This window comes from Curvibacter cyanobacteriorum (assembly GCF_028649475.1).
Classification (GTDB): Bacteria; Pseudomonadota; Gammaproteobacteria; order Burkholderiales; family Burkholderiaceae_C; genus Curvibacter; species Curvibacter cyanobacteriorum.
In genome coordinates this window covers 271,223-297,645 of the sequence record NZ_JAQSIP010000006.1, presented here as the reverse complement: position 1 = coordinate 297,645, position 26,423 = coordinate 271,223, and the positions used below count along the sequence as shown (strand labels likewise).

The 26,423-nt window shown below is 66.8% G+C and carries 21 protein-coding genes; 9 read left to right on the top strand and 12 right to left on the bottom strand.

The genetic code is table 11. The features are described from left to right. Nucleotides 1-70: 70 nt before the first annotated feature. Nucleotides 71-1,096 carry an ABC transporter substrate-binding protein gene (locus PSQ40_RS14650; RefSeq protein ID WP_273952357.1) on the top strand — a complete coding sequence of 342 codons (1,026 nt, stop codon included), beginning with the start codon at nucleotides 71-73 and terminating at the stop codon, nucleotides 1,094-1,096. A gap of 129 nt (nucleotides 1,097-1,225) precedes the next feature. Here PSQ40_RS14650 and PSQ40_RS14645 read toward each other — a convergent pair whose 3' ends face one another. The 7 genes from PSQ40_RS14645 to PSQ40_RS14615 form a co-directional block, all read right to left on the bottom strand. Beyond that, nucleotides 1,226-3,718 carry a hypothetical protein gene (locus PSQ40_RS14645; protein WP_273952356.1) on the bottom strand — a complete coding sequence of 831 codons (2,493 nt, stop codon included), beginning with the start codon at nucleotides 3,716-3,718 and terminating at the stop codon, nucleotides 1,226-1,228. Between the two features lie 22 nt (nucleotides 3,719-3,740). After that, nucleotides 3,741-4,430: a hypothetical protein gene (locus PSQ40_RS14640; protein ID WP_273952355.1), complete on the bottom strand. Its 690-nt coding sequence runs from the start codon at nucleotides 4,428-4,430 to the stop codon at nucleotides 3,741-3,743. 122 nt (nucleotides 4,431-4,552) lie between these two features. Next, nucleotides 4,553-4,999: a hypothetical protein gene (locus PSQ40_RS14635; protein ID WP_273952354.1), complete on the bottom strand. Its 447-nt coding sequence runs from the start codon at nucleotides 4,997-4,999 to the stop codon at nucleotides 4,553-4,555. Nucleotides 5,000-5,548: 549 nt separating this feature from the next. Beyond that, nucleotides 5,549-5,764, bottom strand: a complete 216-nt coding sequence (locus tag PSQ40_RS14630) for a TOBE domain-containing protein (protein WP_273927701.1) — start codon at nucleotides 5,762-5,764, stop codon at nucleotides 5,549-5,551. Nucleotides 5,765-5,836: 72 nt separating this feature from the next. Further along, nucleotides 5,837-6,433, bottom strand: coding sequence for a malonic semialdehyde reductase (locus PSQ40_RS14625; protein WP_273952353.1), 597 nt, complete (start codon nucleotides 6,431-6,433; stop codon nucleotides 5,837-5,839). Nucleotides 6,434-6,592: 159 nt separating this feature from the next. Beyond that, entirely contained in the window at nucleotides 6,593-8,080 is a 1,488-nt protein-coding gene (locus PSQ40_RS14620) for a chemotaxis protein CheW (RefSeq protein WP_273952352.1), read from the bottom strand. 13 nt (nucleotides 8,081-8,093) lie between these two features. Further along, nucleotides 8,094-10,541 carry a methyl-accepting chemotaxis protein gene (locus PSQ40_RS14615; protein WP_273952350.1) on the bottom strand — a complete coding sequence of 816 codons (2,448 nt, stop codon included), beginning with the start codon at nucleotides 10,539-10,541 and terminating at the stop codon, nucleotides 8,094-8,096. Between the two features lie 426 nt (nucleotides 10,542-10,967). Between PSQ40_RS14615 and PSQ40_RS14610 the strand changes: the two genes are divergently transcribed. Both PSQ40_RS14610 and PSQ40_RS14605 read left to right on the top strand, forming a co-directional pair. Then, nucleotides 10,968-13,418: a sensor domain-containing protein gene (locus PSQ40_RS14610; RefSeq protein ID WP_273952349.1), complete on the top strand. Its 2,451-nt coding sequence runs from the start codon at nucleotides 10,968-10,970 to the stop codon at nucleotides 13,416-13,418. Nucleotides 13,419-13,509: 91 nt separating this feature from the next. Beyond that, nucleotides 13,510-13,872: a peptidoglycan-binding domain-containing protein gene (locus PSQ40_RS14605; protein ID WP_273952347.1), complete on the top strand. Its 363-nt coding sequence runs from the start codon at nucleotides 13,510-13,512 to the stop codon at nucleotides 13,870-13,872. A gap of 191 nt (nucleotides 13,873-14,063) precedes the next feature. Here the strand turns inward: PSQ40_RS14605 and PSQ40_RS14600 are convergent, their stop codons facing one another. The 3 genes from PSQ40_RS14600 to PSQ40_RS14590 all read right to left on the bottom strand — a co-directional run bounded on the left by PSQ40_RS14600 (nucleotide 14,064) and on the right by PSQ40_RS14590 (nucleotide 17,598). Further along, on the bottom strand, nucleotides 14,064-15,059 hold the full coding sequence (locus PSQ40_RS14600; RefSeq protein ID WP_273952345.1) for a Bug family tripartite tricarboxylate transporter substrate binding protein: 996 nt from the start codon (nucleotides 15,057-15,059) through the stop codon (nucleotides 14,064-14,066). A 310-nt stretch (nucleotides 15,060-15,369) separates the two neighbouring features. Beyond that, entirely contained in the window at nucleotides 15,370-16,467 is a 1,098-nt protein-coding gene (locus PSQ40_RS14595; RefSeq protein ID WP_409338599.1) for a porin, read from the bottom strand. A 195-nt stretch (nucleotides 16,468-16,662) separates the two neighbouring features. After that, nucleotides 16,663-17,598, bottom strand: a complete 936-nt coding sequence (locus PSQ40_RS14590; RefSeq protein WP_273952343.1) for a LysR substrate-binding domain-containing protein — start codon at nucleotides 17,596-17,598, stop codon at nucleotides 16,663-16,665. Nucleotides 17,599-17,807: 209 nt separating this feature from the next. On the opposite strand from PSQ40_RS14590, the gene PSQ40_RS14585 reads away from it, so the two are divergent. The 5 genes from PSQ40_RS14585 (at nucleotide 17,808) to PSQ40_RS14565 (ending at nucleotide 23,102) form a co-directional block, all read left to right on the top strand. Next, nucleotides 17,808-19,091: a gallate dioxygenase gene (locus PSQ40_RS14585; RefSeq protein WP_273952341.1), complete on the top strand. Its 1,284-nt coding sequence runs from the start codon at nucleotides 17,808-17,810 to the stop codon at nucleotides 19,089-19,091. 207 nt (nucleotides 19,092-19,298) lie between these two features. Then, complete coding sequence (locus PSQ40_RS14580) at nucleotides 19,299-21,539, top strand: TonB-dependent receptor (RefSeq protein ID WP_273952340.1); 2,241 nt, start codon at nucleotides 19,299-19,301, stop codon at nucleotides 21,537-21,539. Between the two features lie 26 nt (nucleotides 21,540-21,565). Further along, the gene (locus PSQ40_RS14575) at nucleotides 21,566-22,258 is read left to right on the top strand and encodes a Fe2+-dependent dioxygenase (RefSeq protein WP_273952339.1); all 693 of its coding nucleotides are present in this window, start codon (nucleotides 21,566-21,568) and stop codon (nucleotides 22,256-22,258) included. Nucleotides 22,259-22,267: 9 nt separating this feature from the next. Continuing rightward, entirely contained in the window at nucleotides 22,268-22,561 is a 294-nt protein-coding gene (locus PSQ40_RS14570; protein WP_273952337.1) for a PepSY domain-containing protein, read from the top strand. A gap of 4 nt (nucleotides 22,562-22,565) precedes the next feature. Then, nucleotides 22,566-23,102, top strand: a complete 537-nt coding sequence (locus tag PSQ40_RS14565; protein ID WP_273952336.1) for a cytochrome b/b6 domain-containing protein — start codon at nucleotides 22,566-22,568, stop codon at nucleotides 23,100-23,102. A gap of 20 nt (nucleotides 23,103-23,122) precedes the next feature. On the opposite strand, the gene PSQ40_RS14560 is transcribed toward PSQ40_RS14565, so the two are convergent. Further along, nucleotides 23,123-24,070 (bottom strand): DUF2145 domain-containing protein, encoded by a 948-nt coding sequence (locus tag PSQ40_RS14560; protein WP_409338598.1) that lies wholly within the window; start codon nucleotides 24,068-24,070, stop codon nucleotides 23,123-23,125. A gap of 164 nt (nucleotides 24,071-24,234) precedes the next feature. Beyond that, nucleotides 24,235-24,696, bottom strand: a complete 462-nt coding sequence (locus PSQ40_RS14555; protein ID WP_273952333.1) for a hypothetical protein — start codon at nucleotides 24,694-24,696, stop codon at nucleotides 24,235-24,237. 225 nt (nucleotides 24,697-24,921) lie between these two features. On the opposite strand from PSQ40_RS14555, the gene PSQ40_RS14550 reads away from it, so the two are divergent. Next, nucleotides 24,922-26,421 carry a putative bifunctional diguanylate cyclase/phosphodiesterase gene (locus PSQ40_RS14550; RefSeq protein ID WP_273952331.1) on the top strand — a complete coding sequence of 500 codons (1,500 nt, stop codon included), beginning with the start codon at nucleotides 24,922-24,924 and terminating at the stop codon, nucleotides 26,419-26,421. Nucleotides 26,422-26,423: the final 2 nt, after the last annotated feature.

Genomic DNA, 26,423 nt, shown 5'->3' with positions numbered 1-26,423 from the left:
GCCCTCGGGGCACTTGGCCGCCTGGGGCGCACTTCGCTTCTTCATCCCATTTTCTGGAGATCTGATCACCATGACGTCTGCCCCCACCTGGCCCGCCAAGGCCTCTCTCACGGCCTCGACCTGGCCGCGCCGCCAATTCCTGGGTGCCGCCCTGGCCGCCCCCTGGCTGGGCGCGGCCGCGCCCGCGGCCTTGGCGGCCGGCGAGGACCTGTCCAAGGTCACGCTGCGCATCGGCACTTACAAAGGCAACTGGCGGGCCCTGCTCACCGCCGCCAAGCTGACCCAGACCCCCTACAAGATCGAATGGCGCGAGCTCAACAACGGGGTGCTGCACATCGAGGCCTTGAATGGCGACGCGCTGGACCTGGGCTCGGGCAGCGAGATCCCCGCCCTGTTTGCCGCGCGCCAGAAGGCCCAGGTGCGCTTCATTGCCGTGGTCCGCGAGGACCTCAACAACCAGGTCACCGTGGCGCGCAAGGACAGCGGCATCAGGACCATCGCCGACCTCAAGGGCAAGCGCGTGGGCTATGTGCGCGCCACCACCGCGCATTACTTCTTGAGCAAACAACTGGCCGAGGCCGGGCTGGGCTTCTCGGACATCAACGCCATCAACCTGAGCCCGGCCGACGGCCTGTCGGCATTTGACCGGGGGGACCTCGATGCCTGGGCCATCTATGGCTACAACGGTCAGATCGCCCGCCTCAAGTACGGCGCCCGCGTGCTGAAGACCGGGGTGGGTTACCTGTCGGGCAATTTCCCGATCTATGCCAACCCCAAGTCGGTGTCCGACCCGCTGACCCAGCTGGCCATCACCGACTACCTGCAACGCCTGCGCCGGGCCTACCTGTGGGCCAACCAGAACTACCTGGACTACGCACGGGCCATCTCGGATGAGACCCGCATTCCCGTGGGGGACCTGATCGAGCTGTGGAACAACCGCAGCGAAGACTTTGACCTGCGCCCGGTCAGTGACAAGGTGGTGACGGGGCACCAGGACGTGGCGGACACCTTCCAGAAGCTGGGGGTGCTCGACGGCCCCGCCCAGGTGGCGCCCCTGTGGGACCGCCGCTTTGACAAGGTGCTGCGGCCGGCGTGAGGCGCCAGGGCCTCGGGGGCCTGGGGGCTGGGCCGGGCGCAGTGCGGTGCGGTGCGGCGCCGCAGCCCCTTGCCGCGCGGCGTGCGGGGGCGGGAGCGGGGCGGGGCGGGGCGGGGGCGCCTGGTGCGCTCACTGCCGCAGGGGGCAGCTTTTGAGCAGCGGGGTGAACTCCGCGTTGCCCTTCACCCAAACCCAGCAGGCCGTGTTGGGCAGACCCCGTCGACTGGCCCATTCCGTGCTGATGGCTTCGGCCAGGATGTCCGTCAGGCCATACTTGTTGAACACCACCTTGTCGGTGTTGGGCGGCAGGGCCCCCGACGGGTTGTCGGCTGGGGCCGCGCGGGTGGTGACCACCTTGATCGCGTTGCTTTCCTTGTCCCGGATCACGTAGCGGTGGTAGTAATTGAAGCCCTCGGGCGGCATCGGGCGGAAGGGAAAGGACAGCTGCTGGCTGCCGTAGGTCAGCTCACGCGAATCGACGCCCGCCTGGAAGCTGTCGCAGGTGTTGCTGCCATAGCCAATCGCGTGGTTGATGACGCATTCCGAGAAGCTCATCTGCATCAGTTCCTCCGAAGGTTCCAGCGCGGTCTCGGCCTCCGCCTCGAACGGGAACTTGCTGAAGTACAGGTCCTGCTTGCCCAGGTCGAACAGGTTGAAGCTCATGTTGAAGAACTTGCTGTGCACACTGATCGAGGGGTGCGCCGTGAAGAACAGACCGATGCCGCCCTCGGTCTTGGCCTCGCCCTTGGCGTAGCTTTTGCGGGCCTGGTTGATGGTGTAGTTGCTTTCCACCTGCACGCCCAGCAGGGCTTCGGCCACGTTGGCGTCCACCTTGAGCGAGAACAGCCAGGCCTTGACTTCGGCGCGCAGCAGCAGGCCGGCGGCGATCCCCATCTTGTAACCAGCCCCGAAAGACTGAACCAAATTGCCCTTCAGCTCCGTGCCGTCGGCAAAGCCCAGACCGCGCCGTGCCAGGCTGGGCTTCATGTTGAATACCTTTTGCAGTCCGCCGCTGGGCGAGTACGAAAACCCGACCTCGCCGGCCTGGTCTGACTGCTGGGCGTTGCTGAGGGTGAAGTGCGGCGTGACCATCACGGCCTTGCCGTTCACCGAGCCATCGATCGAGAACTCCGCCTTGGCCTCCAGCGGCATCACCACCCCGACGTGGCCCAGGATGGGTACACCAAACTCGGCCAGGTGCAGGTCCACCAATTCAGCGCTGCATTGCACCCCGATGCCGCCGCTCATCTGGGCTTCCACCTGGCCGCCAATGTCCACCAGGGGCTGCATCTTGACCCCCAGTTCGGGTTTGCCTCGGTTCCAGTTGAAGTCGCCGCCCACACTGGTGGTGACTTTGGACTTGAAGGACTTGAGCGAGAACTTGGGCTCGATCAGTCCGAACTGGCCCGTGATGTAGCACTTGACGGGGCTGTCGCCAGTCAGCGCCCCACTGCGCTGCAGTCGGTAGATGCGAGCCTTGACCGGTGCGGTGGCGCCGAGCATCACCTGCTGCACGTTGCTGGCGCTGGCGGGCAGTTCGTTGCCATCGCTCAGTTGCACACCGACCAGGGTCGCGCTCAAGGGGCTGTCGGGCGTCACCTCATGGACCACGGTGTCGGTCTGGTCGGCGTGGCGCAGCGGGCTGGCCGAGAGCTGGTTGCCGTAGTCGATGTAGTCGTTGAACTCCTCTTGCGTGGCGACATGGTGGATGGTCAGCGCCGTCATCCATTGGGCAGGAACGGCTTGGCCCGTGATGTCGATGTTGACCGCGGCCATGTCGGTGGCCTTGGTTTCGCCATCGTTGAGCACCACCAGCGTGTCGATGGCCTCGAAGTAAATGGCGCGCTGCTTGAACGGCTGGGTGCCGCGTGGGTCACCGTTGAGCTGCGCGAGCTTGGCGTAGCCCGCGCGATCGAACAGCAAGGCCTTCTGGGTGCGCGTGTCGGTCTTGACGAAGTTGTTGATGTCGAAGCCCGCACCGTTGCGGCCTTGGTCAAAGGGGCTGGCGTTGTTGAGGTCACAGGCCGGGCCGTAGTCGGTGCGGTTCACCACGCCGCACAGCACCGGGTGGATGTCGGGGTCGCTGACCACCAGCACGTCGCCTCGGGGGACCGCGGCCAGCACCATGAACTTGGACAGGGCGTCGCCGCGCTCGTTCAGGGCGGTGATGTAGCTGTTGCCCTTCTTGCCGGTCAGGGTCAGGCTGACCCCATTGGGGTGCGAGGGGTCGGCCTCGGCCCGCGCCACCACCGACGCGTCACTGATGGCAAAGCGGCTGGGCACCTCGCTCGACACGGTGCCTGCGGCGTTCTCATGGAACGCCACCTGGGCCAGGGCATTGGGCTTGGCGTGCAGGAACACCATGCCGCTGGACCGTGTGAAAGGGTGGGGCGCATCGGCGGCCTGCAGCAAGTGGCTGCGGTGGCGGCTGTGGCTGACCCCGGTGGGCAAGGGCTTGCTTGACAAGCGTGTGCTGTCGCGCCGTGCCTGCATGTGTTCGGCCGTGCCCACCACGACGCGCTTCTGTGTCGAGTGGTCCACCGGGGTGGGGCCGCCGCACGCCGAAAGCAGGGTGCTCAGCGTCAAGGCCAGCAGGCCGAACCATGGGGTCGTGGTCTTCATGGGGTGTCCTTGGGGGCTGGGCTCACGGGGTGGCCCGTGGTGGGTGGGCCCAGGTGTCGAGCCAGGTCATGGGTTGCACCAACTGGCGGCCGACCGCTTGGGCCAGTGAGCCCAGGGTGTCGGGGGCACCGTCTTGGATCATGTAGATCGTGCCGTTGCTCAGCAGCACAAAGGCGAGCATCAGGCCGTAGCTCACGCTGACCAGGGCGCGCTCGCCCCGGGCCAGGTGGGGCCACCAGCGGCGCAGCGCATGCAGCGGTGCGACAAACAGCAGCAGCCACCACACCAGGGTGGCGCTCAGGGCCAGCACCAGGGCCAGCACGGCCGCATCGAAAGTGTGCTTGATGCCAAACACCAACTCGGTCAGACCGGCGCTCATGCCCTGGGCAATGGAGAGGTACTGCGCGGTGTTGGCCACGATGAACCAGCCCCGCTTCGATTGGGCCCAGCCCCGGTCCGACGCCACGCAGTGCTGGCACAGCAGCAGGCAGGCGATCGACACAAAGGCCAGCAGCGCGCCGACCACGATCGTCACCTCCAGGTAGGCGAAGCTCTCGGCAAAGGTGCGCCCGGTGCGCGACTGCGCATGCAGCTGCATGGCGAACGAGCCGCCAAAAAATAGCGTGGCCAGCACCGCGGCCGCGGCGGTCAGGCGGTTTTGCACGGCCGAGTCGGGCGGGCCCTCGGCGGCATTCAATTGAGACATGCTCACGTGGAATCTCGCGTGTTGCGGCCCCGCACGGCGCCCAAAATGCGCTCAGCGGGTGGGCCCGGCGGGTCGGCTGGCCATGCTTTCAATCATCCGGCAAGTCGCAATTTGCCGATTGTCTGGATTTACTTGACCTCGTACCGGTCAATCACGCCGCCACAGCTGACAAAGCAGCTGCGGTAATTGCTTTCGCACTGGCTGTCATTGCCGGCATTGCCGCATGACTTGACCGGTTCTTTGCACGGCGATTCGTAGCGGGTGGCGGTGCATTCCTGCCGGGTCACGCTTTGGCCGTTGATGACTTCGGTCTTGCTGCGGTAGCTGCTGCAGTAACTGGTCTGCGGGTTTCTGGCCTTGCAGCTCTGGTAGTCCGCCATCGCGCGGTTGTAGTCCGACTCGCAGCGCTGTTGCAGCAGCTGTTTGGAGAACTGGCAGCTTTGCTTGCTCTGGTTGCACTGGGCCACGCACATCGAGCCGTTGGGGGTCGTGGGCGGGATCCAGTTTTCTTTGTAAGTGGCGCAGGCGCTCAGACCGAAAATGCTCAGCAGAATCAAAAAAAGACGAAATTTCATGGCGCAATCCTCAGCGAAAGGGTTGTTTTTGAGATCCCTGGGCAGGCGTGACTTGGCAATCCAGAAAGCGTCCCCTGGCGTCAGGCCCGTGAACCTGTCCAATGGCCTGGCGGCGGCGACCTTCCATGCCGCTGGGCTGGTGCAGACCGGGGCGGGGCGATGTCGCTGCGCTCAGGGGGCTTGGATCCGTGTGCGGACGCTTCTGCCGGCCGAACCTTATCGCAGCGGGTTGGCGCAACATTGCACAACATTGCAGTCCGTGGCGGCGCGCAAAAAAAATGGCCGCTGACGAGACCCTGTCAGCGGCCTTTGGCAATGCCTGACCCCGGTCAGGCAGCAGCTCACCCCCGCGAGCCGAAAGGGGCCTGGGGCCCGCAGCGCAGCGCAGGTGGCGGCGTGCGGTGCCCTCCGGGCATGGGTGGGATGGGGCTGGTCAGTGTTGGCCCCGCGACGCCCGTCGGATGCGAATCCTGCCGGCCGCCGCGAGGGGCGTGCCTGCCAGCCGCCGGGCGGGTCGGTTGGCCACACCATTCACTGAACGCCGGGGCGTCAGAGCTTGGCGATCGAGACTTCGGTGGACTTCACCAGGGCCACGACGTCCGAACCCACCACCAGGCCCAGGTCGTCGACCGAGCGGGTGGTGATGACGGAGGTGACGATGCCCCAGGGGGTTTCGACGTCAATTTCAGAGACCACATCGCCGCGGATGATTTCGCGCACCTTGCCCTTGAATTGGTTGCGAACGTTGATGGCTTGGATGGACATGGTTGGTTTTTCCTTGGTGTTGAAGGTGACAGAAAACGGAAATCAGAAAGCAAGAGCCCTGGCGTCACGCGCTCAGACGATTTCGGCCACTTGCTCGAAGCTCAGGCGCGGGCCGCGCGGGTGGATGCCCGCCGGGTCGGCCACGCCGAGGTTGACGATGAAGTTGACGCTGTAGCGGCCGTCGGGAAAGAAAGCAGCCTCGACGGCGGCCGGGTTGAAACCCGATTGCGGACCCGCGTCCAGCCCCAGGGCGCGCGCCGCCAGGATCAGGTAGGCCCCTTGCAGGCTGCTGTTGCGAAACGCGGTGGCCTGCGCCAGATCGGCGTTGCCGTCAAACAGCGGCTTGGCGTCGTAGACCGGAAACTGGGTCGGCAGGTGCTCCTGAAAGCGCTTGTCCTGGGCCACGATCACGCTCACGGCGGCCGCCTCGGTCTGGGCCTGGTTGCCGCTCGACAGCGCGGGCTTCAGTCGCGCCTTGGCTTCGGGGCTGCGCACAAAGACAAAACGAGCCGGTTGCGCGTTGAAGGCGGTCGGGCCCCATTTGAGCAGGTCATAAAGCGCATGCAGGGTCTCGTCGGACACGGGCTCCGGCTGGAAGGCGTGCACGGTGCGGGCCGAGCGGAACAGCTGGTCCAGAGCGACATCGGGCAGGGCTGGGCGTTGGGGCATGACAGGTCTCGCAGTTGACGTGGAGTTGGCCCGGCAGACCTGAGGGGCTGCTTGGGGGTGACGCCATTGTCAAAAGCCGCTGTCCGGCCGTGAACGAATAAGAAGTTGTCTTCTTATTTGAATTTCGAGGAAGTGTTGCCAGGCGGTGGCAGGCCGGGCTCAGGCGAGTTCGACGCTCAGGTCGATGCGGCGCACGCTGCGTTGCTGGTCGGCGTCGCCCAGGGTCAGCACGTCACAGACCAGGCCATGGCCCAGGCTCACCTGGCTCAACGGGGCTCGCCCGGTGGGCACGATGGCGTGGATGCCGTCGATCAGAAAGCCCTGCAGGCCTTGGCTCTGCTGCACCACCAGCACATGGCTTGGGGGCCGCACCGGGCGCCCCTTGGGGCGCAGGCGGCTGGGCAGGTCGATCAAGTCCAGCCATTGGCCCCGCCAGGCCAGTGGCGCGGCGATCTCCCCGGCGGGCGGGATGTCTTCCGGTGCCAGCGCCAGGATCTCCTGCACGGCTGCCACCGGTGTGCACAGCAAGGCGCCGGCTTCAAACACCAGGTAGGGTTGCTCGTTGCGCTGCGCCGGGGGGCTGCCCCGGCGGGCGCGTTGTGGGCCCTCTGCCGGGGTCGCACCGTCGACGCGGCTGATCAAGGCTTCGGGGTGCTGGGCCAGCAGGGCCTCGACATCGATCAGGTAAACGGGTTCGCCCTGGGCGTCCTGGGCCAGTCCCTGGACCCAGCCCAGATCCGCGAGCGCGTGGGGCGGCGAATCGATTTGCCCGGGGCTCCAGGTCACCAGATCGCACAGTTCGTGCATCAGCAGGCCCAGGGCCAGTTCGCCGTGGCACAACACCAGCAACCAGGCCGGAGGGGCCACCGGGGCGGAGGCCGCGGGTGGCCAGCGCCGGTCCAGGTCGACCACTGGCAGGTGCCTGCCGCGCCAACTGGCGATGCCGCTGTGGTCGCTGCCCCCCAGGGCCTGCAGCGGCGGGCGCGGCAGCAGTTCACCCAGCGCCACGGCTGGAAAACCCAGCAGCCGCTCGCCCAGGCGCAGCACGGCGTACCGGGTCGCCGAGTCGGCCGGGGGGGGCGGTGTGGGCCCCAGTTCGGCCGCGGTGGTGCGCGCCAGGGAGGGCGCGTTGCCGGGCTGCTGGCACTCGGGCTCTTCGCTCCAGACCTGGGCCAGGGCCATCAGGCGTTGGGTTTCGAGCAGGGACACCCAGCCGGTCAGGCCTTCGATCTGGGCCACGGTCTCAAACACCTCGTCGGGTCGGGCTTGGTGCTGCACGGTGCGCAAGGCGCTGCGATTCACCCGCCGCACACCCAGCACGGCCTGCACCAGCAGGCCCAGCTGGCGACCGCCGTCGCCCAGCACCACGATGCGCTCGCTGGCGGGGTCGGGCTGGGTGGCCGACGGGATGTCCACCCACCGGCTCAGGTCCACCACGGGCAGGCACTGGGCGCCGAGGGCCAGCAGCCCCATCAGCGCGTGGTCACGGCGCGGCAGCGGGGTCAGGTCGGCGGGCCGGGGCAGGGCGTGCTGCAGCTGCTCGATCGGGATGCCCACCGTGAGCTGGCCGATCTGGACCAGGGCCAGCTCCAGGGAGGCGGGGTCGGTCGCCTCGGGCGCGCACGGGGTCATGGCGGGGGCCTGCATGGGGGCGGGTGGCTCAGCGCCGCTCGGTGGCGGCCACCAACTCGTTCAGCAGGGCCCCGACCTGGTGGGTGGCCTCGGCCTGTTCGGCCGTCACATTGGAGATCGACGCGATCGAGGCGCTGGTGTTGCGCACCGAATCCACGATCAGCGTGAAAGCCTGCTCCACCTCATTGGACAGGCGACTGCCTTCGTTGACGCGGCTGACGGTTTCATGGATCAGCTTGGCGATCTCCCGGGCCGCCAGGGCCGACTTCTCGGCCAGCTTGCGCACCTCATCGGCGACCACCGAGAAGCCCACCCCGTGCTCGCCCGCGCGGGCGGCCTCGATGGCGGCATTGAAGGCCAGCAAATGGGTCTGGCTGGCGATGTCGCCGATGGTTTCGATGATCTCGTGCACCGAGGAGGAGGCGTTCTGGATGGCCGTGATGGCCTCGCGCGAGCGTCCCAGCAGTTGGTTGCCCTGAGCGGCTTCGGTCTGGGTCTGCTGGGCCAGATCGGTGGAGTGGCGGGTGCTTTGGGCCACGCCCTGGATCGACCCGTTCAGGGCGTGCAGCACTTCGGACATGGCTTGCACCTTGGTCACGATGGTTTGTTCCCGAGCCACCTGTTCGGTCACATCGACGGCGTACTTGACGACCTTGTAGGGCTGTCCGTTGGTGTCCAGGATCGGGTTGTAAGTGGCCTGGATCCAGACCTCCGCGCCGTGCTTGCCCACGCGCCGGAAGCGGTCCGACTTGAACTTGCCTTCGCCCAGGTCGGCCCAGAAGTGGCGGTACTCGGCCGAGACAATCAAGGCCGGCTCACAGAACATGCTGTGGTGCTGACCGATCACCTCTTGGGCGGTGTAGCCCATGGTGCGCAGGAAGTTCGGGTTGGCGGCCAGCACCCGGCCTTGCAGATCGAACTCGATCACCGCCTGCGAGCGGCCGATGGCGTCGAGCTTGCCGGCCACCTCGCTGCTCTTGAGTTTCTCGGCACTGATGTCGGTGGCGAACTTGACCACCTTGAAGGGGCGGCCTTCGGCGTCGAGGATGGGGTTGTAGGTGGCGTGAATCCAAACAGGGTGACCGTCGCGGGCCAGGCGTCGAAACTCACCGCTGTGGAACTTCCCTTGACCCAGTCGTTCCCAGAAAGTCTGGTACTCGCCGGAGCGTGCGTACTCGGGGTCGCAAAACAAACGGTGGTGTTGTCCCGCCACCTCGTCAAACTGGTAGCCGAAGGTTTGCAAGAAGTTCTGATTGGCGGCCAGCACATGGCCATTCAGATCGAATTCGATCACGGCCTGGGAGCGGTTGATGGCCTGGGACTGACCCTCGCATTGGGCCTGACGCAGCTTGGACTCGGAGATGTCCGAGGCCAACTTGACCACCTTCACTGGGCGACCCTCGGGGTCCAGCACCGGGTTGAAGCTGGCTTGTAGCCAGACGGTGCGTCCGTCCTTGCTCAAGCGCTTGAACTCGCCCATCTGGCATTCGCCCCGGGCGACACGCTGCCAGAACTCCTGATATCCGGGGGAACTGGCGTAACTGGGGTCGCACAGCAGGCCCTGCGGTTGCCCCTGCAGTTCAGCCTCGGTGTAACCCATCAAGTCAAGAAACCGAGAGTTGGCCTTCAGGATGCGACCTTCGAGGTCAAACTCCACCACGGCTTGCATGCGGTGAATGGCCTCGATCATGCTGTGCTCGTCGGCCTGGCGCAGTTTGCTGGCTGTGATGTCCGTGGCGTACTTGACCACCTTCACCGGTTTGCCTTCGACGTCGAAGATCGGGTTGTAGGAGGCTTGCAGCCAGACTTCGCGTCCATCCTTGGCCAGGCGTTTGTACTCACCGGCGGCACAGGCCCCCTGTGCCAGTTGCTGCCAAAGGGCCCGATAGGCCGGGCCCTGCGCCTCGACCGGGGGCACGAACAAGCGGTGGTGCTTGCCCAGGATCTCGGGCAGGCTGTAGCCGAAGGCGTCGAGGAAGAGCCGATTGGCATTGATCACGTGGCCGCTGAGATCGAACTCGACCACGGCTTGGACCCGGTTGATGGCCTGGATCTTGCCCTCGAAATCCGCGTTCTTCAGTTTGGCCTGGGTGATGTTGACGCCCAGCATGACGATGCGCCTGATTTGGCCGTTGTCGTCAACGATCGGGTTGAAGGACATCAGCATCCACAGCACGGGCCCGTCGCGCGTCAGGAACTTCAGTTCGTGGGCCTCCGACTGCCCGCTGCGCAAGCGCTGCCACAGGGCGTCGGGTTCGAAACTGGCCGCGAATTCAGGGTCCAGCAGGCTGGTGTAGTGGCGCCCCTGCAGCTCGGCGTGGCTGTAGCCCAGCCACTTCTGGAACAGCGCGTTGCTTTTGACCCAGCCGCCCTCGGGTGTCAACTCCGCCAGCGCCTGGCGCCGGTTCAGGGCGTCCCAGACCCCGGCATCGGGGGTGAAAGCAGTGGTCGGTTCAGGGCGCAGGGGGGAATTCATCGGGGTCTCCGGGTGGGCGACAGACCGTGCAGACAGGGCTTGGCCGGTGGGCTAGGCAAGAAATTGCACAGTTTCAAACAAAAAAATCAGTTGAATTTGATTTTAATCACAGGGATTCACATTGGAATTGATATTTATGTCATTTGCAAGCGGATTTTTGCCCGGTGTGGCCGCGGGGGCCTGAGTTCGCCTGTGGGGCGTGCGCCGGACGAGGGATGGCGGCGGCATGGGCGGGCGCAGGAATCCCTACAAAAAGTCACACTTCTGGGCACAATGGCAGTGGATCTCGGAAGGGAGGACGCCGACAGAGCGCGCGGCCGAGGTCAAACCAACGAGGTCCACAGGTCCGGTGGGCCGCGCTGCGCACGCCCCGCGCGGCACCCCACCGACACCACCGAGGACCGCAACGTCTGGATGGGAAGGCCCATGAAAATGTCACTCAAAGAGTCGCCAATGGCCATCAGCTTCTTCGAGTCCGTGCTGCGCGGTTGTGACGACGCGATCATCACCAAGTCACTCGACGGGGTGGTGACCAGTTGGAACCCGGCCGCAGAACGCATCTTTGGTTACACCGAAGCGGAGATGGTGGGCCAGTCGCTGTTGGTGCTGTTTCCCAAGGACCGGCTCAACGAAGAGCGCTTCATCATCGAGAAGGTGATGTTGGGCGAGCTGGTGGACCATTTCGAGACGGTGCGCCTGCGCAAAGACGGTTTGCCGATCCATGTGTCGGTGACGATCTCGCCCATCCGCGACGAGTTTGGGCAGGTGGTGGGCGCGTCCAAGATCGCGCGCGACATCACCGAACACATGCAGTTGCTTGAGCACCTGCGCTACTTCAAGGCGCTGGTCGATTCGACCTCGGACGCGGTCATCAGCAAGACGACCGAAGGCATCGTCACCAGCTGGAACGCGGCGGCCGAGCGCTTGTTTGGCTACCGCCCCGAGGAGATGCTGGGTCAGCCCCTGCTGCGCCTGATCCCGCCCGACCGGGGGCATGAGGAGGACGAGATCCTGGCCAAGATCCGGGCCGGCCAGCGCATCCAGCATTTCGAGACCGTGCGCCAGACCAAAGCGGGGCAGTTGGTGCCGGTGTCGGTCTGCATTTCGCCGATCCACGACGCCCAGGGGCAGGTGCAGGGGGCGTCCAAGATCGTGCGCGACATTTCGACCCAGAAGGCCCTCGAGGCCCGGTTGCGCCTGACCGCCAGCGTCTTCACCCATGCCAATGAAGGCATCGCCATCACCGACCCGCAAGGCCAGTTGGTGGACGTCAACCAGGCCTTCAGCGACATCACCGGCTATGCACGCGATGAGGTGCTGGGCAAGACGCCCCTGTTCTTCCGATCCGGTCGCGATGGCCCCGAGGTGTTTGTGCCCCTGCTGCGCGACCTGCGGGCGCAGGGTCGTTGCCAGGGCGAGATCTGGAGCCGGCGCAAGAACGGCGAAGCCTATGCCGGCCTGCTGACCGTGAGCCAGGTGTGCGACGCGCAGGGGCAGGTGCAGAACTACGTGGCCTTGTTTGCCGACGTGACCTCGATCCGGGTGCAGCAGGAGCGGCTGGAGCACATCGCCCACTTCGACGCCCTGACCAACCTGCCCAACCGCCTGCTGTTGTCCGACCGCCTGCGCCAGGCCATGGTGCAGTGCCGCCGCAGCCAGCAGTCGCTGGCCGTGGTGTACCTGGACCTGGATGGCTTCAAGGCCATCAACGACCGCCATGGCCACGATGTGGGCGACGCCTACCTGATCGCGGTGGCCCAGCAGATGAAACAGGCACTGCGCGAGTGCGACACGCTGGCCCGCATGGGCGGGGACGAGTTTGTCGCGGTGCTCAGCGATGTCAGCAGTGCCGAAGCGTGCGGGCAACTGGTCGAGCGCATCCTGCATGCCTGCGCCACGCCGCTGCCTGTGGCGGGGCTGTGCCTGCAGGCCTCGGCCAGCATCGGCGTGACCCTGTTCCCGCAGGACGATGTGGACGCCGACCAACTGCTGCGCCACGCCGACCAGGCCATGTACGAGGCCAAGCAGTCGGGCAAGAACCGGCTGCACATTTTTGACCCGGTGCAGGACGCCGAGCTCAAGAGCCGCGCCGGTTCGCTGGCCGAGCTGCGCCAGGCCCTGAACGCGGGCGAGTTCGAGCTGTATTACCAGCCCAAGGTCCACATGCGCGAGGGCCGCGTGGTGGGCGCCGAGGCGCTGATCCGCTGGAACCACCCCGAGCGGGGCCTGCTGTTGCCGGCGGCGTTCTTGCCGCTGATCAATGGGCACCTGCTCGAAGAACTGCTGGGCGACTGGGTGCTCGAGCAGGGCCTGCGCCAAGCCAGCACCTGGCAGCGCCAGGGGCTGGACCTGCAGCTCAGCATCAACATCGGCGCGCGCCAGATCCAGCGGCCCGGCTTCACGGCCCACCTGGCCGCGTGCCTGGCGTCCTACCCCAACGTGCCACCGGGCCGCATCGAGCTCGAGGTGCTGGAGAGCAACGCGCTCGATGACATCGAGCAGGTGTCGCGCATCATGCGCGAGTGCCACCAGATGGGGCTGCGCTTTGCGGTCGACGACTTCGGCACGGGGTATTCGTCGCTGACCTACCTGCGGCGACTGCCGGCCGAAACCCTGAAGATCGACCAGAGCTTTGTGCGCGACATGCTCGATGACGCCGAGGACCTGGCCATCGTGCAGGGCGTCATCGGCCTGGCCCAGGCCTTCCGCCGCGAGGTGGTGGCCGAGGGGGTCGAAACCCAGGCCCAAGGCACCCAGCTGTTGGCCATGGGCTGCGAGTTGGCGCAGGGGCATGCGATTGCCCGACCCATGCGGGCCGATGAGCTGATGGCCTGGTGCGCCCAATGGCGGCCTTGCGAGGCCTGGCTGCGCGCCTGAGTGGTGAGGCCACCGCGCAGGGGGGCGGCGTCATCCGTTACGCTATGCGTTTGGCCGCGTTGTTGAGGACGCGGTTGTTTGCCTGAGCACCATGAAACCGTTCTGCCTGATCCCCACTCTGCTCGCGGCCGCCACCCTGGCCGCCTGTTCCACCCCCACCCCGCCCGCCCCGGCCCCTGCGCCCGCGGTGGTTCCGGCGCCCGCACCGGCGCCCGTGCCGCCCGCGCCGGTGGTGGCCCCGCCGCCGGCCCCCGCGCCCGTGGCCCAGGACCCGCTGAGCGCCGTGCGCCAGGCGCAGGAGCGCCTGAACCAACTCGGTTATGCCGCCGGCACGCCCGATGGCCTGGTGGGGCCCAAGACGCGTGCGGCCCTGCGCCGCTTCCAGCAGGAAAAAGGCCTCAAGGTCACGGGCGTGCTGGACAGCGCCACCGCCGACAAGCTCAACGCCCGCTGATCGGGCGCTGACCGGGCGGCACTGGCGCGTGCACGGCGCTGAGATGGCGCCGAGAAAGCGCTGAGATGGCGCTGAGATGGCGCTGAGGTCAGGTCCAGGCCGTGCGCCCAAGCGGCGCTGACCCGACCCCGATGCCGCTCTGGCCGCGTGCCCGCCCCCTGTCAACGTGGTGGGCCGGGTCGTGCGGGCGCTCAGTCCAGCGACGATCGGGTGGCGCGGATCACGTCGGCCATCACCTTGGACTCATCGTTGACGTACTGGGTGAAGCTGCCCTGCAGGGGGAAGGCCTCGTAGCCGAAGGCCGTGAACTTCTCTTGCATGTCGGGCTCGGCCAAGGCCTTTTGCAGGTCGCGGCGCAGGCGCTCGACCAGCGGCCGCGGCAGGCCTGGCGGCAGGGCCAGGGTGGTCCAGCCACTCACCTCCAGATCTTTGGGGCCACCCGCTTCGGCCAGGGTGGGCACGTCGGGGAAGGCGGCCAGGCGTTTGGGCGCGGCCACCGCCAGGTACTTGATCTTGCCGGCGCGGTACAGCGGGCCGGTGCTGCCGCTGGAGCCCAGCGCGAACGACAGGTCCCCGTTCGCCACCGAGGTGTAGAGCTGGGTGGTTTCCTTGAAGATGACGTGGGTCATCTCAACCCCGGTGGCGGCCGCCAGCCGGGCCGAGCCCAGGTGCACTGGGTTGCCCACCGACCAGGAACCGTAGTTGAGCTGACCGGGGCGCGCCTTGGCGTCGGCCAGCAGGTCCTTGAAGTCGCGGTACGGGCTGGTCTTGGCCGTGGTCACCATGAAGTAGGCCTTGAACAGCGGCAGCACCGGCTCAAAGTCCTTGGCCGGGTCGTAGGGCAGCTTCTTCATCAGGTGCGGGTAGGCCGTCAGGTGCACGTTGTCCAGTTGGATCAGGTCGTGTCCATCGGTGGCGCCGCGCTTGAAGGCGTCGATCGCCACAAAGCCATTGCCGCCGGGGCGGTTCTCCACCAGCACCGCCTTGCCCCAGGCCCGCGACAGTTTGTCGGCCAGCAAGCGGGCCACGCCTTCGGGGCCGCTGCCCACCGGGAAGGGCGTGATGATGCGCACCGGGCGCTGCGGAAAGTCTTGCGCCAGGGCCGGGCCGGCGAGGGCGCCCAGGCTGGCCGTGGCGGCCAGGGCAAGCCAGTGACGGCGGGGCAGGCGAAGGGTCGAGCGGTTCATTTTGTCTCCGAACAGGTCATGGGATCAGGGTCAAGCCATCGGTTGCCCCGGGGCGGCGTTGGCGCCGAGCCGCCACGGTGTGGGCCGGCTGGGGGCGACAACGCTGTGCCCGGTTTGATCTGGGGCAACAGCTGCTCGGATTCTGCGAAGCGGTGCCCCGGGCCGGGAGATGGCAGTTGCGGTGGCGTGAAAACCCCCGGTTATTGCGCCACCCGCGGCAGACGCAAAAAAGGCGTGGCACCAAGGCGCCACGCCTGAAGCCCCGGAGACCCTCAGGCCCCTGGAGAAGACTCGCGGATCCAGGCTGGACTCAGAAGCGGTGCAGCACCCCGAACTGGAAGCCCTTGAGGGTGCGGCCGTTCACATCGCTGCCCGTGAAGTTGGGGCTCAGGCCCGCCGACCCGGCCGGGCGGAAGCCCGCGTTGGGGTCGTTCTTCATGGTTTCGTACAGGGCCGACAGCGTGGTGCGCTTGGACAGGCTGTAGTAGGCCCCGATGGCGCCGCCGCTGGCGTTCTGGCCGGCGCCCGAGCTGTCGTGGATGCGACCCCACAGGGCCCCGACGCGCAGCACCGGGCTCACCTTGTAGTCGGCCGAGAGTTGCACGATGTCAAAGGTGCGGTTGACCGAGGTCGAGGTCCAGCTCACCACGCCACCGACGTTGCTCAGCACGCTGCCGGCGTTGTTGCCATTGGCGGTGGCGGCCACGTTGTTCGAGCGCACATAGGCCGCGTACAGCTTGCCCTGACCGTAGTCGTGGTTGGCATAGGTGTAGTGGTAGAACACATTGGCGTTCAGCGCCGCGTTCTGCGGCGCCTTGGCCACCAGACCGGCATAGCCAACGCGGGTCGGGCCGTTCAGGTAGTCGGCGGCCAGCTGCACGATGGGGGTGGACACCTGGGTGCCCGAGGCGCTGGCCTGTTGCTGGGCAAAATGCCCCTCGATCTGCAGGCCGGCCCAGCGGGGCGACATGTAGGCCAGGTCGTTGTCGAAGCGGGCCGGCACGCCAAAGTTGTTGATGATCGAGCCCAGGGTGCGCGCCGTGAAGTCGGTGTAGTCGCCCTTGGTGAAGGGGGCCGAGTTCTGACGGCCCAGGCGCAGCTCGCCGTACTGGGCATGGGCCAGACCGACCCAGCTCTGGCGGTCAAAGGCGCGCGTGCTGTCGGCGCTGGCACCGCTGTTGGCGCTCAGACCCATTTCGAGCAGGAACTTCGCCTGCAGCCCGCCACCGAGGTCTTCGACGCCGCGAAAGCCCAGTCGGCTGCGCAGGTCCTTGCCGTCTTGCAGCGTGTTGAGCTTGGCGCCACTGGAGCTGCTCATGTGGTTGAAGTACTGGTCGATGCTGCCGTAGATCGACACGCTCGAGCTTTGCGCCTGGGCGCTGGCGCCGCAACTGGCCAGCAGGGCCAGGGTCAGCGCAGAGGCGGGGCAGGTGGCGCGGCCGGCGGGGCGCGCTCGCCCTGGGGCGGTGTGGGTGGGGTTCAAAAGTGTCTCCTGTTGATGTGCGTTCATCGCGAGGGCGTCGCTTGGGCCGCGTCGCCCCCTGCGACCAGGAGTCTGCGAAAAATCAAACACCTCGCCCAGATGCCAGTCTGGGAGGCGCGATCACGCCAGGTTATGGCCCAGGCCCAGGTCGGGAGCGCGGCCCTGGCTCAACTGGTGGGCGGCGCGGTGCAGGTGCGTCAGCAGGTGGCGCAGCACCGGCGAGGGCACCGAGTCGCTGCGCAGGATGGCTCCGACTTCGAGCGGGTAACCCCCTTCGGCCAGCTCGATGACGTCGATGAACGCCGCCACGATGGGCAGGCGCGCGATCTGCACCGGCATCAAGGCCACGTAGTCGCCCGAGCACACCAGGGACAGCAAGGCCAGGGTCGAGTTGACCACCGCCCCGATGGCGGGCGGCTGCAGCTGGTGGCGCTCGAAAAACAACTTGGCGTAACCCGACTCGCTGTTGGCACCGGTGTAGACCCAGCGCGCGGTCTGCAGGTCGGCCAGGCACTTGGCCTTGAGCCAGGGGCTGCCACGGCGCACGGTGGGCACCATCACCGTGTTCATCAGCGGCTCGACAAAGAACTCGCCGGTCGACAGGTCATCGGGCACGCCGCCCACCGTCACATCGACCTCGCCCGAGCGCAGCTTGTGCAACTGGGCCACGTACAGCTCCTCGCTGACGCGCAGGCGGATGTGGGGGAAGTCGCGCCCGAAGGTGCGCAGCGTCTCGGGGATCAGCAGCATCACGGCCAAGGGCACGGCGCCCAGGTGCAACTCGCCGATCAGGCGGCCGTCCATCTGGTTGATTTCCTCGACCGCCGCGCGCAATTCGCGGTTGGCTTTGACCGAGCGTTCGTAAAGCACCTTGCCCTGGGCGGTGGGCTGCACGCCGCGCGAGGTGCGCATCAGCAAGGGGGCTGCCAGCTCAAGCTCCAGTTCTCGGATCATCTTGGTCAGGGCGGGCTGGGAGACCCCGACGCGGCGGGCGGCGCCGCGCAGGCTGCCTTCTTCGATGGCGGCCACCAGGGCGTTGAGTGTGGCGAGTTTCATGGGGCGGGCGAGGGGGGGGCGATGCCGGTCAATGGCCCAAGGCAGGGCGTCAAAGGGTGAGAACTAAGCTGACTTTACCAATCACGCTGGGTTATCGCGCACGGTGAACTGGGATCTGGTGCGGCCGCCGGGGGCTGCCCAGAATGGCCGGTCCCGGGCTGCCCTGCAGGGCAGCGCACCTTCCCCTCACTGACTCAAAGAGACCCGACATGGCTCGAATCGTTGGCGCCATCGCCACCTCCCACACCCCCACCATCGGCTTTGCTTTCGACCAGAACAAGCAGCATGACCCGGTCTGGGCCCCGATCTTCGAGGCCTTCCAACCGGTGCAGGCCTGGATCGCGGAGCAACAGCCCGATGTCCTGTTCTTCATCTACAACGACCACGTCACCTCCTTCTTCTTTGACCACTATTCGGCCTTTGCGCTGGGCATTGGCGAGCGCTACGAGGTGGCCGACGAGGGCGGGGGCGCGCGCGACCTGCCCCCGGTGACCGGGCACTCGGCGCTGGCGCGCCACATCGGGCAGTCGCTGGTGGCCGATGAATTTGACATGTCGTTCTTCCAGGACAAGGCGCTCGACCACGGCTGCTTCTCGCCACTGTCGATGCTGTGCCCGCACGAACCGGCCTGGCCGGTGCAGATCGTGCCCTTGCAGGTGGGGGTGCTGCAGTTTCCGGTGCCGTCGGCGCGGCGCTGCTACCGACTCGGCCAGGCCCTGCGCCGCGCCATCGAGAGCTACCCCGAAGACCTCAAGGTGGCCCTGGTGGCCACCGGGGGGCTGTCGCACCAGGTGCATGGCGAACGCGCGGGCTTCAACAACCCGGCCTGGGATGAGCGCTTTCTGGCGCTGATCGAAAACGACCCCGAGCGCCTGACCGAGCTGACCCAGGCCGAGTACGCCCAGTTGGGCGGGCTGGAGGGGGCCGAGGTCATCATGTGGCTGGTCATGCGCGGGGCGCTGTCGGCGCGCGTCAACAAGGTGCACCAGAGCTACTACCTGCCGTCGATGACGGGCATTGCCACCGCCATCTACGAGAACCAGGCCAGCGCCCCGGTGGGCGCTGAGCGGGCGCGCCACCAGGCCCATGTCGGCACCCAGTTGCAAGGCGCCGAGGCCTTGACCGGCACCTACCCTTTCGACCTGGCCCGCAGCGTCAAGGCCTACCGCCTGAACCGCTTCCTGCATGGGCTGATCGTGCCAGCGCAGCGCGAGCGTTTCCGGGCCGACGAGGAGGGCGCCTTCGAGGCCGCGGGCCTGACCGACGAAGAACGCGCCTTGGTGCGCGCGCGCGACTGGCGTGGCCTGATCCACTATGGCGTGATCTTCTTCATGCTGGAGAAGCTGGGCGCCGTGGTGGGCGTGTCCAACCTGCACCTGTATGCGGCCATGCGCGGCGAATCACTCGAGGCTTTCATGCAGACCCGCAACGCCCCGGGGGCGCTGTACTCGGTGGCGGGCAAGGAAGCGGCCAAGCAGGACTGGAACCGCTGAGTTCGGGGGCTGGTGTTCTGCGCGGATGGCCGGCACGCCGGCGTCCGGGGTGGTGACTGGACTGTTGTTAATAACAAACATGCGAATAAAAGTGATTCGCATTTGTGACTAAAATCAACACCAGCCGTCAACCAACGCTTTACCGTCGAGCGCCCTGCTCTTGCGGGTTCGGTTGACCTTGTTTTCCAAACCTCCTCAACCATCGCCATGAAATCCACCAGCGCTGCGCCGCCCGTCCGTTCCACTTTGTCTGCCCTCGATGAGCCCAGCGGCGTGTCCCTGGGCTCTTTGATGTTGGCGCTGTCGGTTTCGTCCTGGGCCGGCCTGGCCCACGCCGACGGCGCGCTGAAGGAAGTCAAGGTCGTCGACAAGGCCGAAGTGGTGCAGGGCAAGGACGCGATCCAGACCAAGCAGACCACCATCGGCAAGGGCAAGCAGGACATCCGCGACATCCCCCAGTCGCTCACCGTGATGACCGAGAAGCTGATCGACGACGTGAAGCTCGACACCCTGAAGGACGCCCTGCATTACACCGCCGGCATCACCTTTGCCGCGACCGAAAACGGCACCGACCAAGACATCCGCATGCGCGGCTTCCCGGTGGCCACCACCGGCGACCTGCTGATCGATGGCATGCGTGACCCGTCGCAGTACGACCGTGACACCTTCAACCTGGACCGCATCGAAGTGATGCGCGGCTCGGCCTCGATGCTGTTTGGCCGCGGCTCCACGGGCGGTGTGATCAACCAGGTCACCAAGAAGCCTTTGCTGGCCGACCAGAGCGACATCGCCGCCACGGTGGGTTCGCGCGGTTACCTGCGCACCACGGGTGACTTCAACATCCGCACCGACGAAGACGCCGCGCTGCGCATGAACGTCATGATGACCAAGGCCAACAACGGCGGCGCCACGGTCGACAAGTACGGCATTGCACCCACCTACAGCTGGGGCATCGGCAGCCGTGACGAGTTCACGGTGGGCCTGTCGCACCTGAACGTGGACAACGTGCCCCAGGCCGGCATCCGCTACCTGAACGGCACGGTGCCCAACATCGCGGCCGGCAACTTCTATGGCACCCGCAGCGACTACCTGACGGGTGAAGCGACCTTTGTCCACGCCTCGTGGACCCGCCGCTTGGACAATGGTGGCGAACTGCGAACCCAGTTGCGCAGCGGCGTGTTCGACCGCGCCCAGTGGGGCACGGTGGCCGGCTTTGGCACCACCAATGGCGTCACCACCACGCAGTCGAACCTGAGCGGCTCGACCATCCTGACCCGCTCCGGCTTGGCCGCGCGCAAGGACCGCTACAAGACCACCTATGTGCAAAGCGACTACAGCAACAGCTACGACGCTTGGGGCATGAAGCACAACCTGCTGGCCGGTGTGGACGCGGCACACGAGCAGGCCGACCGCTTCCAGTCCAACGGCGTGGTGGGCACCAACTACAACAAGGGCAACACCACGGTGGGCACGCCCAACGACGGTCGCATGCTGTCGGTGTCCCCCATCTACCGGCCTTCGAGCAACTACTCGGCCAAGGCATTTGGCTTCTACGCTCAGGACCTGGTGCAGTTCGCACCGGCCTGGAAGTTCCTGGTCGGCGCACGCCATGACAACTTCAGCGGCGACTTCAGCCAGCTGAGCTACGCCACCGGGGCCAACGGCGCCTACACCGGCACCAGCACCACCCGCCTGTCCAACTCGGTCTGGAGCTACCGCACCGGCCTGCTGTACCAGCCGGCGCCGGACCAGTCCTACCACATCTCCTACGGCACCTCGTTCAACACCTCGGGTGACACCTACCAGTACGTGACGCAGCAAACCGCGAACACGCCGCCCGAGAAGAGCCGCAACTTTGAAATCGGGGCCAAGCTGGACTGGCTGGAAGGCAAGCTGTCGACCCGCTTCGCGGCCTTCCGCACCGAGAAGTACAACGAACGCACCACCGACGCCGACTTCGCCGGTTCGGCCTATGTGCTGTCGGGCAAGCGCCACTCGGCCGGTCTTGAGATGGACGTGGTCGGTCGCATCACCCCCAAGCTCGAGGTCTACCTGTCGTACAGCTGGATCCCGGTCGCCACCATCGACCAGGCCGGCAGCGCCCAGGCCAATGTGGTCGGTTCGCGCGTTGGCCTGACCCCCACCCAGACGGGCGCCGCCTGGGTCAGCTACCAGGCCATGCCCAAGCTGCGCATCGCCGGTGGCGTGCGGGGCGCGTCGGTCAACCGGCCGCTGCAAGGCACCTCGGGTGCGGCTTCGACCACCGCCCGTGCGCCGGGCTACATGGTCGCCGACGCCATGGTGGAGTACAACTTCACCCCGGACGTGTATGGCCAAATCAACGTGTCCAACCTCACCAACAAGGTGTATGGCGATCAGCTCTATCCAGCGTTCGTCATCACCGGCGCCCCCCGCACCACTCTGATGACGCTGGGGATGCGCTTCTGATTTTCAACTGAACAGGAACCACCGCCATGCTCTTGCATGTCCGCCAGGTGCTGACGCCACAGGAAGTGGCCCATGCCCGCGAGGTGCTGGCCGCCGCCCCCTGGGGCGATGGCCGCATCACCGCCGGCAGCCAGTCAGCCCAAGCCAAAAACAACGAGCAATTGCCCGAAGATTGCGATGCCACCCGCGAGGTGCAGCAGCTGCTGCTGCGCGGCCTGGAGCGGCATTCGCTGTTTTTCTCCGCTGCGCTGCCCAAGCAGATCTCACCGCCCTTGTTCAACCGCTATGGCGGCACGGCGAACAGCTTTGGCAACCATGTGGACAGCGCGGTGCGTTACCTGCGCGATGGCAAGGGCGGTATCCGCACCGACATCTCCTGCACCCTGTTCCTGTCGGACCCGGACGAGTACGACGGCGGCGAGCTGATGGTGGAAGACACCTTCGGTGAGCACCGCGTCAAGTTGCCGGCCGGTGACCTGGTGCTGTACCCGGGCACCAGCGTGCACCGTGTGCAACCGGTCACGCGCGGTTACCGCGTGGCCAGCTACTTCTGGATTCAAAGCATGGTGCGCAGCGATGAGCAGCGCCGCCTGCTGTTCGACATGGACCACCACCTGCGCCAACTGCGCGGCCAGAGCGGCCCGGGCGAGACCGATCCATCGGTGATCGGCCTCACCTCGACGTACCACAACCTGCTGCGCATGTGGCTCGATCTTTGATAATTGACCATGATCAAAATTTCCCCAACCCTGGGTCGCAGCGTGCTGGCGCTGTCGGCGCTTTTGATGGCGGGCGCTGCGGCCGCCCACGGCAACGTGCGTTGTGACAGTGGCCCCAAGGCCGAGTGGCGTCAGCAGATGGAGCTGCAGCGCAAGCTGGCGGCCGAAGGCTGGAAGGTGCGCCAGGTCAAGACCTGGAACGACTGCTACGAGGTCTATGGGTTCAAGCCCGACGGCACGCGCGCCGAGGTGTTCTTCAACCCCAAGACCTTTGACAAGGTTGCCGAAGCGAAGCCGGACTGAGGCCATGCCGCCTCGCTCCATCCGGGTCTGGGACGGGCCGGTGCGCCTGCTGCACTGGGGCTTGGCGCTGTCGGTGATCGCCGCCTGGACCACCATCTGGTGGGGGCACGCCTGGCACGAGCGCGCCGGCTATGCCGCCCTGACCGCGCTGGCGCTGCGCACCCTGTGGTGCTGGCGCAGCAACCGCGCCGGTCAACCGCGTTATTTTGTCCAGGGGCCCCGCGCCACCTGGCAGTACCTGCAGGCCCTGCGGGCCGGCCGTGAGCGCCGCTACCTCAGCCACAACCCGCTGGGCGGCTGGATGGCGCTGCTGCTCTGGAGCCTGGTCGGCCTGACCGGCTTCACGGGCTGGCTCTACACCACCGACGCCTTCTGGGGCATGGCCTGGCTCGACCAGTTGCACCAGGCGCTGGCCTGGAGCTTTGTGGTGGCCGTGCCCATGCACTTGGCCGGTGTCGTGTTCACCAGCTTGCGGCACCGCGAAAACCTGGTGCGCGCCATGGTCACGGGCCGCAAGCGCCTGGGCCGCGACCGCCGCTGAGCCCGCGGCTCAGGACGGGCTCAGTCCAGCCACACCACCTCGTCCCCGGGGCCGGCTTGGCAGCCCTCGGCCACCGGGCTCCAACCGCGGTGGATGACCATCTGGCGGCCCTTCAGGCACATTTCCACGCGTTCGCTGTCGGGCACTTGCTGGCGCACAAAAGCCTCCAGCGAGCGGGGCAAGCTGACGCGCAGTTGCAGCGCGTAGCGGTCGTCTTCAGGGTGGTCGTGCAGGTGCACCAGGGGCACGAAGGCACTGGCCAGCATCAGCCAGTGCGAGCCCACCGGCACCGGTTCCGGCGCGTAGCCCGCCTGGGCCAGCCACTGCTGGGCCTGCTCGCGCAAAGCCCCACGGTCGGCGTGCAGGGGCGCCCAGGCCACCGCCAGCAGTTCGGCCAGCCACTGGTTGCAGTTCTGGTACTGGGTGCTGAAGGCGTAGGCGTTGGCGCTGTAGCGCGCGGCCAGCAGGCGCAGCGCGCGGGGGCGGTCAAGGGCCGCCTCGCGCAGCGCGTGGCCTGGGCCGGCAGGCAGCTTGACCAGGGACAGGTAGGTGAGTTCGGGGTCATTGCCGCCCAGGGTGAACCCCGCCACGCCCTGGTCGTACAGGCGCGGGCGGCCCTCGTCGCAGGCGTAGTACAGCTGGCGGGTCAGCCACTCGCCGGCCCCGTTTTGCCAGGCCAGGGCCGCGTGCGAATAGCGCAGGCCAAAGCGCTCCAGGTCCAGCCCCGAGCGGCTGATCAGCGTGCTGCTGCCGGGCGGGCTGTGCTGCAATTCGGCTTGCACCCGCGCCGCAAAGCGCAACAGCCGGGCCTGCTGTTCGACCGTCATGGCCGGGGTGCGGCTGCACCAGGCCGCGCCCCAGGCGGTGCTGGGGCCGGGGGCGGTGTCGGCAGGTGCCTGGGCCACCGCCGGGCGCACCAAGGCCAGCACGGCGGCCAGGGTCACGAGCACGGCCTGCTTCACGAACATGGCCTGCTTCACGAAAATGGCCTGCTTCATGAACATGGACTGCGTCAAGGCGCGCAGCATGGCGTGGGCCGCCCGGGGGGCGCTGGCGTGTGGCGCTCGCCCCAACCGCGGCGCTGGCCCGTGCCGGTCGCGCCAGGCAGGCCGGGGCGCTGGGCCGCTCACGCTCACAGGGCCACAGGGCGCGCGGGCAGGGCTTGTTGCCAGTGGTCGGCCAGCACCAAATAGAACAGCGCACGGTTGTGGCTGTGCGAGAACTCGTAGCCGTACTCGCGCTGTTGGGCGTGCACGCGGTGCTGGGCTTGCAGGCCTTCGGCCTGCGTCACCGCCTGCGGCAGCTCAAGCAGCAGGCGCTCGCCCGTGGCCTCGGCCTGCAAGGTCAGGCGCACCCGGTCGGGGCGCTCGGGGGCCTGGGCCAGGTCGATGATGCGGTAGTCGCCCTTCGCCACGCGGTCACCGCCGCTGGAACTGTGGCTGGAGCCTTGCAGCGAGTCCGACACGCTGCCACTGGCGGCCGAGCCAGCGCTGGCCGCCGACGACGCGAGGCTCTCGGCGCCGGCCGGCAGTTGCACAGCACCCAGCAGCCCGCAGAGCAGGGCAGTGGATCGGATCAAACGGACAAGCGTCATGGGCACTCCAGAAAAGGGGTCGGCGCCGCGACCGGCGACAAAATGCCATTTTGACAGCGATGGACCGGCCCACGGCCATCCCTGCCCAGGCCGCCGTGGCGCGCCGCACCCTGTGGGGGTTCACGCCACAGGCTGACCCGATCCACCGCAAATTACACACAAATTTGTGCATTTTTTAGCAGCTGTTGTTTTCTAAAGGCTTGCTTTTGCAACATCATCTGGCTTATGGCAGATTTTCAGATCTCATTAGAAATCCTCGGTATCAGTCTGCTGTGCACCTTCATTGCCCTGGGCCTGCTGCTCCGGGAGCGCTGGGCGTCCCGGCGCATCAAGGCCAAATTGGTCACGGTGTCGGAAGAAAAAGATGCTTTGTCGCTGTACGACGCCAACACCGGCCTGCTGAGCCGCAATGGCATCGAAACCGCGCTGCGTCACTGGGTCGACCGGGCCGATGCCGATGGCAGCGCCTTCTGCGCGCTGTTCCTGGCGATTGACGAATTCAAGTCCCACAACCAGGCCTTTGGCCAGGAGTTCGGGGACCGCCTGCTCAAACTGACCGGCCAGCGCCTGGAGGCCTTGCTGCCCGAAGGCTCGGACCTCAGCTGCGTCAACGACGGTGAATTTGTGCTGCTGCTGTCGGGCAACAGCAGCGTCGGCCTGGACGCGGCCCGCCAGTTGTTGAGACGGCTCGCCGAGCCGCTGCAGCACCAGCATGGCAGCACGGTGCTGACCTGCTCGATGGGCGTGGCCGTGTACCCCGAACACGGCGCTCGCTCGCGCCTGCTGGTCAATGCGTCCATCGCCGCGCGCCTGGTCAGCCGCCAGGGCGGCGGCGACTACTGCCTTTACGACCCGCAAATGAGCGCCGACCTGCGCGAGCAGACCCTGCTGGTGGCCGACCTGCGCCAAGCCATCGACAAGGGTCAGCTGGAGCTTTACTTCCAGCCCAAGGTCGACGCCAAAACCCTGCACATCACCGCGGCCGAGGCCTTGCTGCGCTGGCACCACCCCGAGCGCGGCTACGTCAGCCCCGCGGTCTTCATTCCGCTGGCCGAGCGCAATGGCCTGATCGGGGCCATCGGCAACTGGGTCATCGACGAAGCCTGCCGCGTGGCCGGTCACTGGCGCGCGCTGGGTCTGCGCATGCGCGTGGCCGTGAACATTTCGGGCTACCAGATGCGCCAGGACGACCTGGTGCCCCGCATCGAAGCCGCGCTGACGCGGCACCAGCTGCAACCGGCGCGCTTCACCTGCGAGATCACCGAGTCGGTGGCGATGGAGGACACCAAGGGCACCCAGCGCGCCTTCGACCAGATGCGCGCCATGGGCCTGCACGTGTCGATCGATGACTTTGGCACCGGCTACTCGAGCCTGGCCACGCTGCGCAGCCTGCCCGCCTCGGAGCTGAAGGTGGACCGGGCTTTCGTGTCCGACCTGGCCGAGAGCGAGGACGCGCGCTCGATCGCGGCGTCCATCATCGGCCTGGCCAAGGCGCTCAACTTCAAGGTGGTGGCCGAGGGCGTCGAAACCCAGCAGCAGTGCGACCTGCTGATGCGCATGGGCTGCGACGAGCTGCAGGGCTACCTGTTCTCACGCCCCATCCCGGCCGCCGAGATGGAGCGCCTGGCCCTGGCCGAACCCAGCGAGCACAGCGGCCCCGGCTTCAGCGATTCGCTCTTCAACGCCACCGTGGTGGCCGACCTCAACGACCTGCCCTCGCGTTGACA